This window comes from Rhodanobacter sp. Root561 (assembly GCF_001427365.1).
In the GTDB taxonomy this organism is placed as follows: domain Bacteria; phylum Pseudomonadota; class Gammaproteobacteria; order Xanthomonadales; family Rhodanobacteraceae; genus Rhodanobacter.
Map to the genome: position 1 here is coordinate 1,305,682 of NZ_LMGH01000001.1, position 19,201 is coordinate 1,324,882.

Below are 19,201 nucleotides of genomic sequence, written 5' to 3' on the forward strand. Positions count from 1 at the left end.
GGTCAGCCGCCGTCGACCAGGGTGCCGATCGACTCGCCGCGCATGATCCGCATCAGGTTGCCGGCCACGGTCATGTCGTAGATGCGCAGCGGCATCTGCTGGTCGCGGCACAGGGCGATCGCGGCGGTGTCCATCACCGCCAGCTTGCGCTCGATCACGTCGTCGTAGCCGAGCCGGTCATAACGGGTCGCGTCGGCATGCTTGGCCGGGTCGGCGGTGTACACGCCATCGACCTTGGTCGCCTTCAGCAGCAGGTCCGCGCCGATCTCCACCGCGCGCAAGGCTGCCGCGGAATCGGTGGTGAAGAACGGATTGCCGGTGCCGGCGGCGAACAGCACGATGCGGCCTTTCTCGATGTGGCGAATGGCGCGGCGGCGGATGTAATCCTCGGCCACGTCGTGGATCTGGATCGCGCTGGTGACTCGTGCGTAGCCACCGCGCTTCTCGATCGCGTCCTGCATCGCCAGCGCGTTCATCACGGTGGCCAGCATGCCCATGTGGTCGCCGGTGACCCGGTCCATGCCGGCGGCGGCGAGGCCGGCGCCGCGGAAGATGTTGCCGCCGCCGATCACGATGCCGATCTGCACGCCGGTCTTCTGCACCTCGATGATTTCATCGGCCAGCCGACCGATCACCTTGGGATCGATGCCGTAGTCGGCATCGCCCATCAGGGCTTCACCGGAGAGCTTGAGCAGGATGCGGCGGTACTTGGGCTGGTCGCTCATGGGGGCTCCGGATTGTGTGGGGTAAACCGGCTTATTGTAGTGGCAGCCGCCCATGGTCGGGGCGTTTGCCGTGGCCATCTGCGAAATTTTCCGTGAATCGGGAAGCGGGGCCCTGGTTTCAGGCGCCAGGGAATGGAAAAGGCCGCGATTGCTCGCGGCCTTTTCGTTGTGCAACGACTTGCCGGGGGTTCAGCCCTGCATCGCCTTTGCCACTTCGGCCAGGTAGTCTTCCTGCACCTTCTCGATGCCTTCGCCAACCGCCAGGCGAGCCACCGAGATGACGTCGGCGCCTTCCTTCTTCAGCGCGTCGGCCACGGTGACGTTGGTGTCCAGCACGTAAGGCTGGCCCAGCAGGGTCACTTCGGAGACGATCTTCTGCACCTTGCCGGAGATGATCTTCTCGAGGATGTCGGCCGGCTTGGCCTTTTCCTTGTCGGACATCAGGCTCAGCGCGATCTCCTTTTCCTTGGCCAGGAATTCGGCCGGGACGTCCTCGGCGCGGATGTGCGCCGGGTTCATCGCTGCCACGTGCATGGCGATGCCCTTGGCCAGCTCTTCGGAGCCACCCTTGAGCGCCACCAGCACGCCGATGCGGCCGCCGTGGGTGTAGCTGCCGATCACGCCGTCATTCTTGACGACTGCCATGCGGCGCACGTCGATCTTTTCGCCGATGGTGGCGATCAGGCTCTTGGCGGCTTCCTCGACATTGCTGGCGCCCGGGTAGGCGGCTGCCTTCAGTGCGTCGATGTCGGCAGCACCGGAGTTCAGCGCGACGTCGGCGACGGTGTCGCTGAACTTCAGGAAGCTCGCGTCCTTGCCCACGAAATCGGTTTCGCAGTTGATCTCGACCAGCACGGCCTTGCCGGCGCTCTGGGCAGCCACGATGCGACCTTCGGCAGCGATGCGGCTGGCCTTCTTGTCAGCCTTGGCCAGGCCGGACTTGCGCAGCCATTCCATCGCGGTTTCGATGTCGGCGTTGTTCTCGACCAGGGCCTTCTTGCATTCCATCATGCCGGCGCCGGACCGCTCGCGCAGCTCCTTGACCAGTTGTGCGGAAATATTGCTCATCGTCAATCCTCTAATGCTTGGATGGCGCGGTGGCGAACGGGCGCCACCGCGCGGTGATCTCGGGCAGGGCCTGACGGCGGCCGTTGACCGCCGTCGGCGCGCTTACCTGGCGTCGTTGCGCGAACCACGACCGCCGTCACGGCCGCCTTCGCGGCGCGGGGCGGACTTGCGCGGGGCAGCCTCGCGGCGCGGACGATCGACCTTGGCGACCGGGTTGCCTTCCTCGTCCAGCTCGACGAAGTCGTTGCCGTCGCCCTGGGCGGCGGCCGGCGCGGCGGCCTTGCCTTCCAGGATCGAGTCGGCAGCGGCGCGGGCGTACAGCTGGATCGCGCGGATCGCGTCGTCGTTGCCCGGGATGGCGTAGTCGACCAGTTCCGGGTTGTAGTTGGTGTCGACCACGGCGATCACCGGGATGCCCAGCTTCTTGGCTTCCTGCACGGCGATGTCTTCGTGGCCGATGTCGATCACGAACAGCGCGTCGGGCAGGCGGTTCATGTCCTTGATGCCGCCCAGCGAGGCCTGCAGCTTGTCGCGCTCACGGCGACGGGCCAGCACTTCGTGCTTGACCAGCTTGTCGAACGAACCGTCGGTCTCGGCCGCTTCCAGTTCCTTCAGGCGCGAAACGGACTGCTTCACGGTGCGGAAGTTTGTCAGCATGCCGCCGAGCCAGCGCGAGGTGACGAACGGCATGCCGGCGCGTGCGGCCTCTTCGGCCAACGGCTCGCGGGCCGAACGCTTGGTGCCGACGAACAGGATGGTGCCGCGCTTCTGCGCCAGGCCCGACAGGAAATTCATCGCGTCGGTGAACAGCGGCAGGGTCTTTTCGAGATTGATGATGTGGATCTTGCCGCGGGCGCCGAAGATGTACGGGGCCATCTTGGGGTTCCAGTAACGGGTCTGGTGACCGAAATGGACGCCGGCTTCCAGCATCTGACGCATGGTGACTTGTGCCATGGGGTGTAGCTCCGATTGTCGGTTCCCTCGAGAAGGAACCTGGGGGTTGGGACCTCCACGCATCCCCGGCTTCGACCGCGACTTGCCCGATTTTGTGGGTGGGCGAGGCGCGGCACCCCGAAGGCGGTGCCGATGCGTGTGTGGCGTTGGTTTGGGTGTTGTACCGCGGAGGGTTACAATTCCCGTTCGCTTTGCGTTGGCTGCTCCAGATATCGAGCTGCAGGCCCTGCAAAACTCCGAAATTGTAGCCGGTACGCCGGCGGTGCGGCAAGTCGCTGGATTTGTTTGGCTTTTGCCGCCACATGAGTGGAACCGATGGCCATTACCCTGAAATCCCCCGAAGACCTCGAAGGCATGCGCGTTGCCGGCCGGCTGGCTGCCGAAGTGCTGGCCATGCTCAAGGATCACGTCAAGCCCGGCGTCACCACCGAGGAGCTCGACCGGCTCGCCTACGAGCACATCGTCAACGTGCAGAAGGCGATCCCCGCCAACGTCGGCTACCACGGATTTCCCAAGACCCTGTGCACCTCGGTCAACCATGTGATCTGCCATGGCATCCCGAACGAGGGCAAGGTGCTCAAGGACGGCGACATCGTCAACCTCGACGTCACCGTGATCAAGGACGGCTGGCACGGCGACACCAGCCGCATGTATGTCGCCGGCACGCCGTCGGTGCTGGCCAAGCGGTTGATGGACACCACCTTCGAGGCGATGATGCGCGGCATCCAGGCCGTGCGCCCCGGCGCGACGCTGGGCGACGTCGGTCATGCGATCCAGCAGCACGCCGAGGCGGCCGGCTTCTCGGTGGTGCGCGAGTATTGCGGTCACGGCATCGGCAAGGTCTATCACGACGAGCCGCAGGTTTTGCACTACGGCAAGCCCGGCACCGGGATCGAGCTGAAGAAGGGCATGACTTTCACCGTCGAGCCGATGGTCAACGCCGGCAAGCCGCAGACGCGGCAATTGCCGGACGGCTGGACCGTGGTGACCCGCGATCACTCGCTGTCGGCACAGTGGGAACACACCATCGCGGTGACCGACGACGGCTTCGAGATCCTCACCGCCTGGCCGGATGCCTGAGAAGCCGGGACGCGGGATACGGAGCGGGCTGTCGCGGCATGGCAGACTGCCCCTCTCACTTCTTGCCATTTGCTTCCGGCTCCAATGAATCCAACGCTTCCCCCCTTGCCGCGCCTGCCCGTGGCCGTGCCGCGCTCCGGCGTTTCGGCCGAGGCGCGGCGGGCGTTGCGGCAACTGCTGGGCGACGTCGACCGGGCGCTGGCCACGGCGTTTCGCGACGGCGCCGATGCCAGTGCGCTGGCGCGCCGTCGCGGCGAATCGGTGGCGCGGGTCGTGGCGCATGTGTGGATGGCCTGCCTGGGTGAGGTCGGCGGCACCGCGTTGTTCGCGGTCGGCGGCTTCGGCCGCGGCCTGTTGTTTCCCTGCTCCGACGTGGATCTGCTGGCCCTGACCGGGGCGTCCGAGCCGGCGCGCCTGCGTGCACTCGAACAGTGCTTCGCCACCTTGTGGGACATCGGCCTCAAGGTCGGCCATGCGGTGCGTGATCCGGCCCAGTGCCGCGCACTCGCCGCCCGGGACGCCAGCGTGTTCACCAGCCTGCTGGATGCGCGTCGGCTGGCGGGCGATCCGGAAATGGAAGGTGTGCTGCGCGCGATCGTCGACGATCCGGCGCTGTGGCCGCCACGCGAGTACCTGGCCGCGCGGCTGGCCGAACGCAATGCGCGCCACGCCCGTTACGACGACACCGCCTACAACCTCGAGCCGAATCTGAAGGACGGCCCGGGCGGCCTGCGCACGCTCGACTCGCTGCGCTGGATGGGCCTGCGGCTGGCGCACGCCAACGATCTTGCCGACATGGTCACCGAAGGCCTGCTCGACCCGGCGGAACAGTCGGTGCTGGAGGAGTCCGAGGCGACCCTGCGCCGCTATCGCTATGCGCTGCATCTGGAGGCCGGACGCGCCGAGGAGCGGCTGCTGTTCGACTACCAGCGGGCACTGGCCGAGCGCCTGGGCTTCGAGGACGAGCACGCCAAGAACCTGGGCGTCGAGCAATTCATGCAGGGCTACTACCGCGCCGCCAGCCAGGTGGAGCGGCTGGGCGTGCAGGTGGCCGAACGGTTCGAGGAAATGCTGGAATCGCCCGGCGAGGCCTTGCCGGTGGGGGAGGCGTTCGTGCGCTACGGATCGCGCCTGGCGGCGATCGACCCGCAGTTGTTCATGCGCCGTCCGGCCGCGCTGGTGGAGATCTTCATCGCCCGGCTGGACCAGCCGGGCGTGGTCGGCTTCACCGCCGACTCCATGCGCCGCATCCACCAGGCCACCGCCGTGCATGGCGATGCACTGGCCGATGATCGCGAGGTGCTGGCCGCCTTCCTGCGACTGCTGCGTCGCGGTGCGCCGGCGGTGGAGGCGTTGTGGCGGATGAACCGGCACGGCCTGCTGGCGGCGATCCTGCCCGCGTTCGGCAAGGTGTTCGGGCGCATGCAGTACGACCTGTTCCATGTCTACACGGTCGACGAACACACCTTGCGCGTGCTGCGCAACCTGGCTCGGTTCGCCGACCCCGCGGCGCAACGCGAGTTCGCGCTGGGCTGCGAGATATGGGCCAGCCTGCCCACGCCCGAGGTGCTGCTGCTGGCCGGCCTGTTCCACGACATCGCGAAGGGGCGCGGTGGCGATCACTCGCTGCTGGGCGAGGAGGATGCGCGGACTTTCTGCAGCCGCCTCGGGCTGCCGCCCGCCGATGTGGAGCGCGTCGCCTGGCTGGTGCGCCACCATCTGCTGATGAGCACCACGGCGCAGCGTCAGGACATCACCGACCCGGACGTGGTGCACCGTTTCGCCGAGGTGGTCGACAACCGCGAGCAACTGGGGCAGCTCTACCTGCTCACCGTGGCGGACATCATCGGCACCAGCCCGCGCCTGTGGAACGGCTGGAAGGATCGCCTGCTGGCCGATCTCTACACCGGTACCCGCTATGCGCTGCGCAGCGATGTCGAGCTGCCGCGCGACATCGGCCAGCGCGTGCGCGACTGTTCCGAATACGCACTGGCGCTGCTGCTGGACCAGGGGTTTGCCGAGGCCGACGTGATCCGCGTGTGGGCCGACTTCCCCCAACTCAGTTTCCTGCGCCATCGGCCCGAGCAGATCGCGTGGCAGACCGCGGCCATCCTGCAGGCCGATGGAGCGGTGCCGCTGGTGGCGGTGCATCCGCTGTCGGTGCGCGGCAGCACCGAACTGTTCGTCTGCACGCCCGACCGGGATGGCCTGTTCGCCACGGTGACCGCCGTGCTGGATCGCCTGCGTTTCTCGGTGATGGAGGCGCGCATCCTCAGCTCGTCGACCGGCATGGCGCTGGACACCTTCCTGCTGCTCGATGCGGACAGCCAGCAGCCGGTCAGCGCGGCACGTGCCCAGGAATTGCAGCAGCGGCTGCAACGCGCACTGGCGCAGTCGGCGGGCGTGCAACCGAGCAAGCGCGGCATGTCGCGCCATCAGAAACATTTCCAGATGACCCCGCGGATCAGCTTCCACGCCGCCGGCGACCGGACCCAGCTGGCGCTGGTCGGCACCGATCGGCCAGGCCTGCTGGCCGCGGTGGCCCAGGTGATGTCGAGCACCGGGGTGCGCGTGCACGATGCCCGCATCGCCACGTTCGGCGAACGCGTCGAGGACTTCTTCCAGCTCACCGACCGGCATGACGCACCGCTCGATGCAGGCATCCAGCAGCGGCTGCTGCAGGCCCTGCTGGAGCGCATGGGTCCCGCATCGGCCTGAGCGGCGGCGCCGCGTTATCATCCCCTTCGCTGCATGCCGCAGCGGCCATCCGTTTCCGTCATGACCTATCTGTTGATCAAGTCGCTGCACCTGTTGTTCGTGATGGCCTGGATGGCCACGGTGTTCTATCTGCCACGGATCCTGGTGAACCTGGCCGAAAGCGCTGGCGAACCCGTGGTGCAGGCGCGATTGCAGCTGATGGGGCGGCGCCTTTACAAATTCGGCCACAACATGTTCGGCCTCGCCTTCGTGTTCGGCCTGACCCTGTGGCAGGGCTGGCGGGTGTTTCCGCAGAGCTTGCCGAACGTCGCCTCGGGCATGCACTGGATCGACGCCAAGCTGACCCTGGTGGCGCTGCTGCTGGCGTATTTCATCTGGGCTGGCCGCATGCTCAAGAACAACGCGAAGGGCGCGGCGCTGCCGTCATCGAAGGTCCTGCGCTGGCTCAATGAACTGCCGGTGCTGCTGCTGCTGGGCGTGATCTGGCTGGTGCTCGCCAAGCCGTTCTGAGCAGGAGTGAGTGGAGAGGAGTGAGAAGTGAGAGTTGCTTCGATCCGGTTCTTCTCTCACTCATCACTCCTCTTCACTCGCTCCTCGCGCCCTGGTATTCCCGATACCACTCGACGAACTTCGCCACGCCATCCTCGATCGAGGTGCTCGGCGCATAGCCCACGTCGCGGCGCAGCGCCGACACGTCGGCCCAGGTGTCGGGCACGTCGCCGGGCTGCATCGGCAGCAGGCGTTTTTCCACGCTGCGCCCCAGGTTCTGTTCCAGCAGTTCGATGAAGCGCAGCAGCTGCACCGGCTGGTCGTTGCCGATGTTGTAAACGCGATAGGGCGCGTTCGACGTGCCCGGATTCGGCAGTTCGGCGTCGTAGGCGGGGTCGGGCGTGGCCGGCTGATCCAGCGTGCGGATCACGCCTTCGACGATGTCGTCGACATAGGTGAAGTCGCGGCTGTGGTGGCCATGGTTGAACACGTCGATCGGCTCGCCGCGGCTGATCCGGTCGGCGAACAGGATTGGCGACATGTCCGGCCGGCCCCACGGGCCATACACGGTGAAGAAGCGCAGGCCGGTGGTCGGGATGCCGTATAGATGGCTATACGTGTGCGCCATCAGCTCGTTCGCCTTCTTGCTGGCGGCATACAGGCTGACCGGGTGGTCGACCGCATCCTCCACCGCGAACGGCAGTTTGCGATTGGCGCCGTAGACCGAACTGGAGGAGGCGTAGACCAGGTGCTCGACGCCGCCGTGGCGGCAGCCTTCGAGAATGTTGACGAAGCCGGCCAGGTTGCTCTGCACGTACGCGCGCGGGTTGCTGATCGAATAGCGCACACCGGCCTGGGCGGCCAGGTTCACCACGCGCTGCGGCTTGAAGTCGGCAAACGCCTGATCCACCGCCTCGGCATCGGCCAGGTCGGCGCGCTGGTGGCTGTAGTTGGGATGGTCGATGAAACGGGCCAGGCGCGCTTCCTTCAGCGCCGGGTCGTAGTAACTGTTGTGGTTGTCGAAGCCGCGGACCACGTCGCCGCGTGCCAGCAGGCGCTGGGCCAGGGCGGCGCCAATGAAGCCGGCGGTGCCGGTAACCAGGATGCGCATGGAAAGTCCTCGCAGGATCGGGCTGCATTCTATCGCGCACCTCGTGCATACCGCCCTGAAAGCGGAGGATTGACAGCCGATTTGGGCTAAACTAGCGTTTCTGCAATCCACAAGATCAAGGTGGCCCGCGTCACGCCGGCCGAGTGTGCGACATGGCAACTACCCGCTGCTCCTGCTGACCCCACCACGCCTTGTGCTTTTTGAAGAAGGGCGGATGCCCTTTTTTGCTTTTCAGAGAACGCTTCCCATGATCGAGATCACGCTACCCGACGGCAGCAAGCGGCCGTTCGACCATCCCGTCACCGTGCAGGACGTGGCCGCCTCGATTGGCGCCGGCCTGGCCAAGGCGACCCTGGCCGGCAAGGTCGACGGCAAGCTGGTCGATGCCAGCTTCCCGATCGAACACGACGCCAGCCTGCAGATCGTCACCGAGAAAAGTCCGGAGGCGCTGGAGATCCTGCGCCATTCCACCGCGCACCTGATGGGTCAGGCGGTACAGCGGCTGTTCCCGGGCGCGCAGGTCACCATCGGCCCGGTGATCGACAACGGCTTCTATTACGACTTCGCCTACGAGCGGCCGTTCACCCCGGACGACCTGCCGAAGATCGAGGCGGAGATGCACAAGATCGTCGACGAGCAGCTGCCGGTGACGCGCAGCGTGAAGTCGCGCGACGAGGCGGTGGCGTTCTTCCGCGGCCTGGGCGAGAACTACAAGGCCGAGATCATCGAAGGCATTCCGGCCGACCAGGACCTGTCGCTGTATTCGCAGGGCGAGTTCACCGACCTGTGCCGCGGTCCGCACGTGCCGAACACCGGCAAGCTGCACTCGTTCAAGCTGATGAAGGTGGCCGGCGCGTACTGGCGTGGCGATTCCAACAACGCGATGCTCAGCCGCATCTACGGCACCGCGTGGCTCAACGACAAGGACCTGAAGGCGTACCTGTTCCAGCTGGAAGAAGCCGAGAAGCGCGACCACCGCAAGATCGGCAAGCAGCTGGACCTGTTCCACCAGCAGGAAGAAAGCCCCGGCATGGTGTTCTGGCACCCGAACGGCTGGGCGATCTGGCAGCAGGTCGAGCAGTACATGCGCGGCGTGTACAAGAAGAGCGACTACCAGGAAGTGCGTTGCCCGATGGTGCTGGACGTGTCGCTGTGGAAGCGCTCGGGCCACTGGGACAACTACGCCGAGAACATGTTCTTCACCGAGTCGGAGAAGCACACCTTCGCGCTGAAGCCGATGAACTGCCCCGGCCACGTGCAGGTGTTCAACACCGGCCTGCACAGCTACCGCGAGCTGCCGATCCGTTACGGCGAATTCGGCGGCTGCCATCGCAACGAGCCGTCCGGCGCGCTGCACGGCATCATGCGCGTGCGCGCGTTCACCCAGGACGACGGCCACATTTTCTGCACGCCCGAGCAGGTCGAGGCGGAGGTCACCGCGTTCCATCTGCAGGCGATGAAGGTGTATGCCGACTTCGGCTTCACCGACCTGGCGATCAAGCTGGCGCTGCGCCCCGAAAAGCGCATCGGCTCGGACGAATTCTGGGATCGCACCGAGGAAATGCTGCGCAATGCGCTGCGTGCCGCCGGCGTGGCGTGGGAGGAACTGCCGGGCGAGGGTGCGTTCTACGCGCCCAAGATCGAGTACCACCTGAAGGACTCGATCGGTCGCGCCTGGCAGGTCGGCACCATGCAGGTCGACTTCATGATGCCCGAGCGGCTGGACGCCGAATACGTCGACGAACACTCGCAGAAGCAGCATCCGGTGATGCTGCACCGGGCCATCGTGGGCTCGATGGAGCGTTTCATCGGCATCCTGATCGAGCACCATGCCGGCCTGCTGCCGGCCTGGCTGGCCCCGGTGCAGGCGGTGGCGTTCAATATCACCGACGCCCAGGCCGATTATGTCCGCGAAGTGACGCAAACCCTTGTCGACAAAGGTTTCCGGGTACAATCGGATTTGCGCAACGAGAAAGTCGGCTATAAAATCCGCGAACATACGATGCAGAAAGTGCCGTACCTGCTCGTGGTCGGTGACCGCGAGAAAGAGACGGGGACGGTTTCTGTGCGTACCCGTTCCGGTGAAGACCTGGGCAGCATGAGGCTGGCCGATTTCATCGAGCGACTGGAGACCGAAACCCGGCGCTGAGCGAAAACGCTCAGCCTGGCGGTCAGTGACATTACTTCTTCTGGAGGATCGTGGTATCGCAACCACCGACAACAAGGGCAATCGTCGTAACCTGGAAATCCGTGTGCCGCGGGTGCGTGTCATTGGCGCCGATGCGGAACAGCTCGGCATCCTGACCCGTGACGAGGCGCTGGCACTGGCGCAGGAAGCCGGCATGGATCTGGTCGAGATCCAGCCCAACGGCGACCCGCCGGTCTGCCGCATCATGGATTACGGCAAGTTCAAGTTCGAAGCCCAGAAGAAGGCGCAAGCCGCCAAGAAGAAGCAGAAGCAGGTTGAGATCAAGGAAGTGAAGTTCCGTCCGGTCACGGACGTGGGCGACTACCAGATCAAGCTGCGCAACATGCTCCGCTTCCTCGAAGAGGGCGACAAGGTCAAGGTCACCATCCGCTTCCGCGGTCGCGAGATGTCGCACCAGGATCTGGGCCAGAACCTGGCCAAGAAGATCCAGGAAGACATCGGCGAGAACGGCCAGGTCGAGTCCTTCCCGCGTCTGGAAGGCCGCCAGATGGTCATGATGATCGGGCCCAAGAAGAAATAGGCTGCTTGCCTTTGTGGGAGTTCGCTGACGGGCGATGCTCTCCCGGAGCAGGGGCTTTGGGGGCGGGGCAAGCCCCGCACCCTCACATCAATCCTCTCCCTGCAGGGAGAGGAGGCAATCGTCAGCACTTCGTGCTGGTATTTGGCTTTTTGAACCCGTATGATCACGGGTTCGACCCGCCTGGATGGGTCGTGCACCGATCATGGCAGGACGGAAAGCGTGGCTCTCGGGGTCACCGCCAGATCAGTCAGAAACCGGGACGTCCACATCGGAGTCGTCCCACTCAAGGAGCATTCCATGCCCAAGATCAAGACCAACCGGGCGGCTGCGAAGCGTTTTCGCAAGACCGCATCGGGCAAGATCAAGTGCGGTCACGCGTTCAAGTCGCACATCCTGACCAAGAAGTCGACCAAGCAGAAGCGTGGTCTCCGTGCACCGAACCACCTGAAGGCGTGTGATGCGCCCGGCGTGGCTCGCATGCTGCCCTACTTGTAAGGAGATAGACCATGGCTCGTGTAAAGCGTGGCGTCACCGCCCGTCGTCGTCACAAGAAAATCATCGGCCGCGCGAAGGGTTACTACAATGCCCGTCGCAAGGTCTTCCGCGTAGCCAACCAGGCCGTCATCAAGGCTGGTCAGTACGCGTACATCGGCCGCAAGCAGCGCAAGCGCCAGTTCCGTGCCCTGTGGATCGTGCGTATCAACGCCGCCGCTCGCATGTTCGGCCTGTCCTACAGCCGCCTCATCAATGGCCTCTCCAAGGCCGGCATCACGGTGGACCGCAAGGTTCTCGCCGATATCGCCGTGCACGACATCAAGGCTTTTGGTGTGATCGCCGAGAAAGCAAAGGCCAGTCTGGCTGCTTGATCGTCGGGCGCTCCTGCGTCAGCACGATATGATGTAAAGCAAGCGGGGAGGAGGCCACAGCCTTCTCCCCGCTTTCGTTTGGATAAAGGCTTTTTGCGATTGCCTCCTCTCCCTTCTGGCGACCAACGGGAGTCCCCTTGCGGGTGAGAGGATTGAGGTGAGGGTACGGGACTTGCCCGGACTTCAACCGGAGCCTGCTTCGGTCAGGCAACAACGCAAGAGTGGCCCCTCAACCCACCCTCTCCCCGAAAGGGAGAGGGAAGTAGCGAGAAGTGCATCACTATGGACGATCTGGACACCCGCGCGGCGCAGGCACTGGCCGATATCGACAAGGCCGACACGCTGGACGCGCTCGAGGCGCTGCGCGTGGGCCTGCTGGGCAAGAGCGGCATCGTCACCGCTGCGCTGAAGACGCTCGGTGCACTGGCGCCGGACGAGCGCAAGGCGCGCGGCGCCGAGGTGAACCGGGTCAAGGAGCAGCTGGCCGATGCGCTGGCCGCGCGCAAGCAGGTGCTGGAACAGGCCGAGCTCGATCGTCGCCTCGCCTCCGAGAAGCTCGACATCAGCCTGCCCGGGCGCGACGGCGAACGCGGCGGCATCCATCCGATCACCCGCGCGCTGGAACGCATCAGCGCGATCTTCGCGCGACTGGGCTACCAGCGTGCCGACGGTCCGGAGATCGAGGACGACTGGCACAACTTCGAGGCGCTGAACTTCCCGCCGCACCATCCGGCGCGCGCCATGCACGACACCTTCTATTTCGGCGACGGCCGCCTGCTGCGCACGCACACCTCGCCGGTGCAGATCCGTTCGATGGCCGGTCGCCAGCCGCCGATCCGGATCATCGCGCCGGGCAAGGTCTATCGCAGCGATTCGGACCAGACCCATTCGCCGATGTTCCATCAGATCGAGGGGCTGCTGATCGACGAAACCTCCAGCTTCGCCGACCTCAAGGGCACGCTGGCCGAATTCATCCGTGCATTCTTCGAGCGCGATTTCGAGATGCGCTTCCGTCCCAGCTACTTCCCGTTCACCGAGCCGTCGGCCGAGGTGGACATCCGCTGGGACGCCGAGGATGGCTCGACGCGCTGGCTGGAAGTGCTGGGCTGCGGCATGGTCCACCCGAACGTGCTGAAGAACTGCGGCATCGATCCGGAGCGCTATACCGGCTTCGCCTTCGGCCTCGGCGTGGAGCGTTTCGCGATGCTGCGCTACGGCGTCTCCGACCTGCGCGCATTCTTCGAGAACGATCTGCGGTTCCTCAGGCAGTTTGCCTGAGAAGTGAATCGGGAATAGGGAATAGGGAATAGTAAAGGCAGCGGCCTGCGATCTTCCGATTCCCCATTCCCTACTCCCCATTCCCGGACTTCAAACATGAAATTCTCCGAAAACTGGCTGCGCGAACTGGTGGATGTGCAGGCTGACCGTGCCGAACTGGCCCATGCACTGACCATGGCCGGTCTGGAAGTGGAAGAGCTCACCCCGCTGGGCGACGACCTCGCGGGCGTGGTGGTGGCCGAAATCATCGCGGCGGAAAAGCATCCCGAAGCGGATCGGCTGCAGGTCTGCAAGGTGGACGCGGGGCAGGGCGAACCGCTGCAGATCGTCTGCGGTGCGCCGAATGCGCGGGTGGGCATCAAGGTGCCGCTGGCGATGGCCGGTGCGAAGCTGCCCGGCGACATTTCCATCAAGGCGGCCAAACTGCGTGGCGTCGAATCGTCCGGCATGCTGTGCTCGGCTAAGGAGCTGGGCATCGACGCCGATGCGTCGGGCTTGCTGGAACTGCCGCTGGACGCACCGGTCGGCCAGCCATTGGCGGGTTACCTGGGATTGCCTGACGCCAGCTTCGAGCTGAAGCTCACCCCGAACCGTCCGGACTGCCTCGGCCTGGTTGGTCTGGCCCATGACGTGGCCGCTCTTTTCGGGAGCGCCGTGAAGGTGCCGGCTCAGCTCAGCGTGCCGGTCACCAGCGCCGCGCGCCGCGGCATCCGCCTGGAAGCCGGCAAGGATGCGCCGCGTTACCTCGGTCGCATCATCGAAGGCATCGACCCGGCCGCGCGCACGCCGCTGTGGCTGGCCGAGCGCCTGCGCCGTGCCGGCCTGCGTCCGATCAGCGCGGTGGTCGACGTCACCAACTACGTGATGCTGGAGCTGGGCCAGCCGATGCACGCGTTCGACAACGACACGCTCGAAGGCGACATCGTGGTGCGTCATGCCCGCGCAGGCGAGACGCTGAAAATCCTCGACGGCAGCGAGGCGAAACTCGATCCGGGTTTCGTGCTGATCGCCGACGAGGCGAAGGGTCTGGCGGTGGCTGGCGTGATGGGCGGCCACGACTCGCGTGTCACCGACGCGACCGGTAACATCTTCCTGGAATCCGCGCACTTCGCGCCGGCCGCCATCATGGGCCGCGCGCGCAAGCTGGGCCTGCACACGGATGCCTCGCATCGCTTCGAGCGCGGCGTCGACCCGGAGTTGCCGCGGCGAGCGCTGGAACGCGCCAGCGAACTGCTGCTGGCGATCGCCGGCGGCAAGGCCGGGCCGGTGCTGGTGGCGGAGAACCTGGCCGACCTGCCGACGCCGGCGGCAGTGACCTTGCGCCGCGCGCGCCTGCAACGCGTGCTCGGTGTCGGGGTGGCCGATGCCGAGGTTGCGCGCATCTTCACCGCCCTGGGCATGCAGGTAGTGGCGGTTGCCGAAGGCTGGCAGGTCACCGCACCGAGCAGCCGCTTCGACATCGAGCGCGAGGAGGATCTGATCGAGGAGGTCGCCCGCATCTTCGGCTACGACAACATCCCCACGGCCACGCCGGCCGGCGCGCTGACCCTGGCGGTCGAGCCGGAGGCGCGGATCAACGAGCTGGCCTTGCGCGAGCAACTGGCCGCGCGTGGCTATCACGAAGCGGTCAACCTGTCCTTCGTGGCGGCCGAGCTGCTGGCAAGCTGGGGTTTCCGCGAGAACCTGGTGCCGCTGGCCAACCCGCTGTCCGCCGACCTGGCGGTGATGCGGCCCTCGCTGCTGCCCGGACTGATCGAGGCCTTGCGCCACAACCGCGCACGCCAGCAGGAGCGGGTGCGACTGTTCGAGGTGGCGCGGGTGTTTGAGTCGTGCGAGTCCCTTCGCAAAGAACCGGCCATCCCTGGCCGGACTCCTGAACAAGGCGATCCCCCGCGGGAAACGCCAAGCCTCGCGATCGTGGCCTGCGGCAGCGCCCGTGCCGAGCAGTGGGGCGAGCCGTCGCGCGTACTGGATTTCCACGACCTCAAGGGCGACCTGGACGCCCTGATCGCCTGGGGCGGCGAGCCGCAGCGCTGGTCGGTGCATGCCGACGGCCTGCCGGGCTGGCTGCATCCCGGGCGGGGCGCCCGGGTGGCCCGCGATGGCGAGACGGTGGGATATCTCGGCGCGTTGCACCCGCAACTGGCCAAGATGCTGGATCTGGGCGCCGACGTGCACGTGCTGGAACTGGCGCTCGAGCCCGTGCTGCAACGCCGCGTGCCGCAGGCGCGTGCGGTGCCACGCTTCCCGCTGGTGCGTCGCGACATTGCGATCGACGTGCCGGAAACGGCGGCCTGGTCACAGATCGGGCAGGTGGTTCGCAGCACGCTGGGCGAGCGGCTGAAGGAACTGCGGCTGTTTGACCGCTACAGCGGCAAAGGGGTCGAAGCAGGCCGAAAAAGTCTCGCTATGGGCTTGATTTTGCAGGACGCTTCACGCACCCTTACTGACGACGACGCGGACCGTTGCGTACGAGAAGCGATAGCTGCGTTGGAGCAAACATGCAAGGCGAAGTTGCGAGGATGAGATGGCGCTGACCAAGGCGGAAATGGCCGAGCGGCTATTCCTCGATGTGGGCCTCAACAAACGTGAGGCGAAGGAATTCGTGGACGCCTACTTCGAGGTCGTTCGCGGAGCGCTGGAAAACGGCGAGCAGGTGAAGTTGTCCGGTTTCGGCAATTTCGATCTGCGCCTGAAGAACCAGCGGCCAGGGCGCAATCCCAAGACCGGCGAGGAGATTCCGATCTCTGCCCGCCGCGTGGTGACGTTCCGACCGGGACAGAAACTCAAGGTAAGAGTCGAGGGCTATGCTGGATCAAGGGAATAACACCGAACTGCCTGCCATCCCGGCCAAGCGCTACTTCACCATCGGTGAAGTCGGCGAGTTGTGCGGTGTGAAGCCCCACGTCCTGCGCTACTGGGAGCAGGAGTTTCCGGCCCTCAACCCGGTCAAGCGCCGCGGCAATCGTCGCTACTACCAGCGTCACGACGTGCTGATGATCCGCCAGATCCGCTCGCTGCTGTACGACGAGGGTTTCACCATCACCGGCGCGCGCGCGCGGCTGGAAGGCCCGCAGGCCCGGATGGAGGCGAGCATGTCGCACCAGATCGTGCGTCAGGTGCGGATGGAACTGGAAGAAGTTCTGACCCTGCTGCGTCGCTGAAGGCTTCCGGACATGCCGTGCAAGCTGCTAGACTTGCCAGCTTGCCGTTTCGTCGGGGCGTAGCGCAGCCTGGTAGCGCATCTGCCTGGGGGGCAGAGGGTCGTCGGTTCGAATCCGGCCGCCCCGACCAATTGGCAAGAAATTAAAAAAGCGCCCTTGGGCGCTTTTTTGTTGGGAACGGGGAACGGGGAACGGCAGAGCATCGCCGCTTCGCATCTGTTCCCCATTCCCTGTTCCCCGTTCCCCGCCTCACTCAATACAGCACCCGGCTGCGCAACGTGCCCGGAATCGCGGCCAATTGCGACTTCAGCTCGTTGGCTTGCGCCTCGTCGGCGCTGACGTCGATCACCACGTAGCCCACTTCGCTGTCGGTCTGCAGGAACTGGGCGTCGATGTTGATGTTGCCGGCCGAGAACAGTTCGTTGATCCGCGACAGCGTGCCCGGCACGTTGCGGTGGATGTGCAGCAGGCGGCGGCTGTGCGGGTGCTCGGGCAGGGTGACTTCGGGGAAGTTCACCGCCGACAGGGTCGAGCCGTTGTCGCTGTAGCGGACCAGCTTGCTGGCCACCTCGATGCCGATGTTGTCCTGCGCTTCCAGCGTGCTGCCGCCGATGTGCGGGGTCAGGATGACGTTGTCCATGCCCAGCAGTGGCGACACGAACGGGTCGTCGTTGCCCTTCGGTTCGGCCGGGAACACGTCCACCGCGGCGCCGGCCAGGTGGCCGTCGCGCAGCGCCGCGGCCAGCGCGTCGATATCCACCACGCTGCCCCGCGATGCGTTGATCAGCATTGCGCCCGCGCGCATCTTCGCCAATTGTTCCTGGCGGATCATCAGCTGCGTGGCCGGGGTTTCCGGCACGTGCAGGGTGACCACGTCGGAACGCTCGAGCAGTTCGTCCAGGCTGGATACCGCGCGGGCGTTGCCCAGCGACAGCTTGGTCTCGATGTCGTGGAAGATCACCCGCATGCCCAGGCTTTCGGCCAGCACGCCGACCTGGGTGCCGATGTGGCCGTAACCGACGATGCCGAGCACCTTGTCGCGCGTCTCGTAGCTGCCGCTGGCCGACTTGGCCCAGCCGCCGCGATGGCACTGCGCGTTCTTCTGCGGAATGCCGCGCAGCAACATGATGGCTTCGGCGATCACCAGTTCGGCCACGCTGCGGGTATTGGAGTAGGGCGCATTGAACACCGGCACGCCGGCCCTGCGCGCGGCGCCCAGGTCCACCTGGTTGGTGCCGATGCAGAAGCAGCCCACGGCGATCAGTCGCTTGGCGTGGCCCAGCATCTCGTCGGTCAGCTGGGTGCGCGAACGGATGCCGACGATGTGCGCGTCGCTGATGCATCGCCTCAGCTCGTCTTCCGGCAGCGACTTCGCATGCAGTTCGACCTGGCTGTAGCCGGCCCGATGAAACACGTCGACCGCACTGGCGCTGACCCCTTCCAGCAGCAATACCTTGATGTCCTGGCGGGGGTAGGAAGTCTGCATGGGTCGTTCCCTGTGAGTGAGAGGCGGGTCAGGCCAGAGTAGGCGAGGATTTGCGGCGCTGCAACACTGGACTCGCCATCGTGCGGCTGGCAGTCTGTGCGGACACTTGGAGCCGAAGCATGTCCGATCCCCGTCTTGCCGACCTGTCATGTCGTCTGCCCGAGCTGCGCCTGCTCACGGCCGCGGGCGACCTCGAACACTACGGACGCGACTGGACCCGGCGCTGGACTCCCGCCCCCCTGGCGATCGCCCTGCCGGCCACGGTGGACGAGGTGCAGGTGATCGTGCGCTGGGCGAACGAGCATGCCGTGGCGGTGGTGCCTTCCGGCGGGCGCACCGGTCTTTCCGGTGGCGCGGTGGCGGCGAACGGGGAGCTGGTGCTGAGCCTGGAACGGATGAACCGGGTGCTGGATTTCAACGCGGTCGATCGCACGCTGACCGTGCAGGGGGGCATGATCCTGCAGCAGGTGCAGGAGGCGGCGCGGGGGCAAGGCCTGTTGTATCCGGTCGATTTCGCCGCCCGCGGCTCGTGTTCGATCGGCGGCAACATCGCCACCAACGCCGGTGGTATCCGGGTGATCCGGCATGGCAACACCCGCGAGTGGATCGCCGGGTTGAAGGTGGTGACCGGCGGCGGCGACCTGCTCGAACTCAACCGCGGCCTGGTCAAGAATTCCAGCGGCTACGATTTTCGCCAGCTGTTGATCGGTTCGGAAGGCACCCTGGGCATCGTGGTGGAGGCGACGCTGAAGCTGACCGATCCGCCGCCGCCGTCACAGGTGATGCTGCTGGCGCTGCCAGACATGGATGCACTGATGGAAGTGTTCGCGCTGTTCCGCGCGCAGCTGTCCCTGCAGGCGTTCGAGTTCTTCACCGACCAGGCGCTGCAGCACGTGCTGGCGCATGGCGCGCAGCGGGCGATCGATGGCGACCACCCGTATTACGTGGTCACCGAGTTTGATGCCGCCGACGAAACGCAGCGCGAAGCGGCGCTGGCCGTGTTCGGGCAGGCGCTGGAGCAGGGCTGGGTCAGCGATGGCGTGATCGCCCAGAGCGAGGCCCAGGCGGCGGCGCTGTGGCGCCTGCGCGAGGGGATTACCGAAAGCCTGGCGCCGCGACGGCCGTACAAGAACGACGTGTCGGTGCGGATCAGCGCGGTACCGGGTTTCCTGTGCGAGATGCAGGCCTTGCTGGCGAACGAATACCCGGGCATCGAAGTGATCTGGTTCGGCCACATCGGTGACGGCAACCTGCACATCAACGTGCTGCGGCCACACGACCTGGACGAGCCGGCCTTTCTTGCCCGCTGCGAGAAAGTCACCCGGCTGCTGGCGAACACCCTGCATTGCCACGGCGGCAGCATCTCGGCCGAACACGGCATCGGCCTGGTCAAGCGGGCCTACCTGGAAAGCACCCGGAGTGCGGCGGAAATCGCCCTGATGCGTGGCGTGCGCAAGGTGTTCGACCCGCGGGGCATCCTCAATCCCGGCAAGCTGTTCACCGAGAGCTCGTGAGTTTTCAGGCTCCCGCAGG

The 19,201-nt window shown here is 65.7% G+C and carries 17 protein-coding genes and 1 tRNA gene; 13 read left to right on the top strand and 5 right to left on the bottom strand.

From position 1 onward, the window contains the following. Positions 1–2 precede the first annotated feature (2 nt). The 3 genes from pyrH to rpsB form a co-directional block, all read right to left on the bottom strand. Positions 3–725 carry a UMP kinase gene (gene pyrH / locus ASD55_RS05665; RefSeq protein WP_007804467.1) on the bottom strand — a complete coding sequence of 241 codons (723 nt, stop codon included), beginning with the start codon at positions 723–725 and terminating at the stop codon, positions 3–5. 189 nt (positions 726–914) lie between these two features. Further along, positions 915–1,793 (bottom strand): translation elongation factor Ts, encoded by an 879-nt coding sequence (tsf, locus tag ASD55_RS05670; RefSeq protein ID WP_056717954.1) that lies wholly within the window; start codon positions 1,791–1,793, stop codon positions 915–917. A gap of 102 nt (positions 1,794–1,895) precedes the next feature. Next, positions 1,896–2,747 carry a 30S ribosomal protein S2 gene (gene rpsB / locus ASD55_RS05675; protein ID WP_056717953.1) on the bottom strand — a complete coding sequence of 284 codons (852 nt, stop codon included), beginning with the start codon at positions 2,745–2,747 and terminating at the stop codon, positions 1,896–1,898. A gap of 315 nt (positions 2,748–3,062) precedes the next feature. Between rpsB and map the strand changes: the two genes are divergently transcribed. The 3 genes from map to ASD55_RS05690 all read left to right on the top strand — a co-directional run bounded on the left by map (position 3,063) and on the right by ASD55_RS05690 (position 7,055). Next, entirely contained in the window at positions 3,063–3,827 is a 765-nt protein-coding gene (map, locus tag ASD55_RS05680) for a type I methionyl aminopeptidase (RefSeq protein ID WP_056764248.1), read from the top strand. 84 nt (positions 3,828–3,911) lie between these two features. After that, positions 3,912–6,545, top strand: a complete 2,634-nt coding sequence (glnD, locus tag ASD55_RS05685; protein WP_056717951.1) for a [protein-PII] uridylyltransferase — start codon at positions 3,912–3,914, stop codon at positions 6,543–6,545. Positions 6,546–6,605: 60 nt separating this feature from the next. Next, positions 6,606–7,055 carry a CopD family protein gene (locus tag ASD55_RS05690; RefSeq protein WP_056764249.1) on the top strand — a complete coding sequence of 150 codons (450 nt, stop codon included), beginning with the start codon at positions 6,606–6,608 and terminating at the stop codon, positions 7,053–7,055. A gap of 73 nt (positions 7,056–7,128) precedes the next feature. On the opposite strand, the gene ASD55_RS05695 is transcribed toward ASD55_RS05690, so the two are convergent. Next, entirely contained in the window at positions 7,129–8,145 is a 1,017-nt protein-coding gene (locus ASD55_RS05695; protein ID WP_056764251.1) for an NAD-dependent epimerase, read from the bottom strand. A gap of 247 nt (positions 8,146–8,392) precedes the next feature. Here ASD55_RS05695 and thrS point away from each other — a divergent pair, with 247 nt between their 5' ends. From thrS to ASD55_RS05740, 9 genes are all read left to right on the top strand, one after another. Then, complete coding sequence (gene thrS / locus ASD55_RS05700) at positions 8,393–10,294, top strand: threonine--tRNA ligase (RefSeq protein ID WP_056764254.1); 1,902 nt, start codon at positions 8,393–8,395, stop codon at positions 10,292–10,294. Positions 10,295–10,349: 55 nt separating this feature from the next. Further along, complete coding sequence (gene infC, locus ASD55_RS05705; RefSeq protein WP_304437728.1) at positions 10,350–10,874, top strand: translation initiation factor IF-3; 525 nt, start codon at positions 10,350–10,352, stop codon at positions 10,872–10,874. A gap of 297 nt (positions 10,875–11,171) precedes the next feature. Next, positions 11,172–11,369: a 50S ribosomal protein L35 gene (gene rpmI, locus ASD55_RS05710; RefSeq protein ID WP_007512063.1), complete on the top strand. Its 198-nt coding sequence runs from the start codon at positions 11,172–11,174 to the stop codon at positions 11,367–11,369. An 11-nt stretch (positions 11,370–11,380) separates the two neighbouring features. Then, positions 11,381–11,740 carry a 50S ribosomal protein L20 gene (gene rplT / locus ASD55_RS05715; protein ID WP_007804486.1) on the top strand — a complete coding sequence of 120 codons (360 nt, stop codon included), beginning with the start codon at positions 11,381–11,383 and terminating at the stop codon, positions 11,738–11,740. 282 nt (positions 11,741–12,022) lie between these two features. Next, entirely contained in the window at positions 12,023–13,018 is a 996-nt protein-coding gene (pheS, locus tag ASD55_RS05720; RefSeq protein WP_056764256.1) for a phenylalanine--tRNA ligase subunit alpha, read from the top strand. A gap of 96 nt (positions 13,019–13,114) precedes the next feature. Then, positions 13,115–15,544, top strand: a complete 2,430-nt coding sequence (pheT, locus tag ASD55_RS05725) for a phenylalanine--tRNA ligase subunit beta (protein ID WP_056764258.1) — start codon at positions 13,115–13,117, stop codon at positions 15,542–15,544. Between the two features lies 1 nt (position 15,545). Further along, on the top strand, positions 15,546–15,845 hold the full coding sequence (gene ihfA / locus ASD55_RS05730) for an integration host factor subunit alpha (RefSeq protein ID WP_007804491.1): 300 nt from the start codon (positions 15,546–15,548) through the stop codon (positions 15,843–15,845). After that, positions 15,826–16,182, top strand: coding sequence for a MerR family transcriptional regulator (locus ASD55_RS05735; protein ID WP_007804493.1), 357 nt, complete (start codon positions 15,826–15,828; stop codon positions 16,180–16,182). Before ihfA ends, ASD55_RS05735 begins: the two co-directional genes overlap by 20 nt. 53 nt (positions 16,183–16,235) lie before the next feature. Continuing rightward, positions 16,236–16,312, top strand: a tRNA-Pro gene (locus tag ASD55_RS05740). Positions 16,313–16,435: 123 nt separating this feature from the next. Here the strand turns inward: ASD55_RS05740 and serA are convergent. After that, positions 16,436–17,668 carry a phosphoglycerate dehydrogenase gene (gene serA, locus ASD55_RS05745; RefSeq protein WP_056717938.1) on the bottom strand — a complete coding sequence of 411 codons (1,233 nt, stop codon included), beginning with the start codon at positions 17,666–17,668 and terminating at the stop codon, positions 16,436–16,438. Between the two features lie 119 nt (positions 17,669–17,787). Between serA and ASD55_RS05750 the strand changes: the two genes are divergently transcribed. After that, complete coding sequence (locus tag ASD55_RS05750; protein ID WP_056764259.1) at positions 17,788–19,182, top strand: FAD-binding oxidoreductase; 1,395 nt, start codon at positions 17,788–17,790, stop codon at positions 19,180–19,182. Positions 19,183–19,201 lie beyond the last annotated feature (19 nt).

Excerpts from the sequence above, each read along its gene's own strand:
- rpsB (WP_056717953.1), bottom strand. The coding sequence starts at position 2,747 with ATGGCACAAGTCACCATGCGTCAGATGCTGGAAGCCGGCGTCCATTTC.
- rplT (WP_007804486.1), top strand. The coding sequence starts at position 11,381 with ATGGCTCGTGTAAAGCGTGGCGTCACCGCCCGTCGTCGTCACAAGAAA.
- tsf (WP_056717954.1), bottom strand. The coding sequence starts at position 1,793 with ATGAGCAATATTTCCGCACAACTGGTCAAGGAGCTGCGCGAGCGGTCC.
- ASD55_RS05695 (WP_056764251.1), bottom strand. The coding sequence starts at position 8,145 with ATGCGCATCCTGGTTACCGGCACCGCCGGCTTCATTGGCGCCGCCCTG.
- pheT (WP_056764258.1), top strand. The coding sequence starts at position 13,115 with ATGAAATTCTCCGAAAACTGGCTGCGCGAACTGGTGGATGTGCAGGCT.
- pyrH (WP_007804467.1), bottom strand. The coding sequence starts at position 725 with ATGAGCGACCAGCCCAAGTACCGCCGCATCCTGCTCAAGCTCTCCGGT.
- thrS (WP_056764254.1), top strand. The coding sequence starts at position 8,393 with ATGATCGAGATCACGCTACCCGACGGCAGCAAGCGGCCGTTCGACCAT.
- pheS (WP_056764256.1), top strand. The coding sequence starts at position 12,023 with ATGGACGATCTGGACACCCGCGCGGCGCAGGCACTGGCCGATATCGAC.
- ihfA (WP_007804491.1), top strand. The coding sequence starts at position 15,546 with ATGGCGCTGACCAAGGCGGAAATGGCCGAGCGGCTATTCCTCGATGTG.
- serA (WP_056717938.1), bottom strand. The coding sequence starts at position 17,668 with ATGCAGACTTCCTACCCCCGCCAGGACATCAAGGTATTGCTGCTGGAA.
- ASD55_RS05735 (WP_007804493.1), top strand. The coding sequence starts at position 15,826 with ATGCTGGATCAAGGGAATAACACCGAACTGCCTGCCATCCCGGCCAAG.
- map (WP_056764248.1), top strand. The coding sequence starts at position 3,063 with ATGGCCATTACCCTGAAATCCCCCGAAGACCTCGAAGGCATGCGCGTT.
- glnD (WP_056717951.1), top strand. The coding sequence starts at position 3,912 with ATGAATCCAACGCTTCCCCCCTTGCCGCGCCTGCCCGTGGCCGTGCCG.
- ASD55_RS05750 (WP_056764259.1), top strand. The coding sequence starts at position 17,788 with ATGTCCGATCCCCGTCTTGCCGACCTGTCATGTCGTCTGCCCGAGCTG.
- rpmI (WP_007512063.1), top strand. The coding sequence starts at position 11,172 with ATGCCCAAGATCAAGACCAACCGGGCGGCTGCGAAGCGTTTTCGCAAG.
- ASD55_RS05690 (WP_056764249.1), top strand. The coding sequence starts at position 6,606 with ATGACCTATCTGTTGATCAAGTCGCTGCACCTGTTGTTCGTGATGGCC.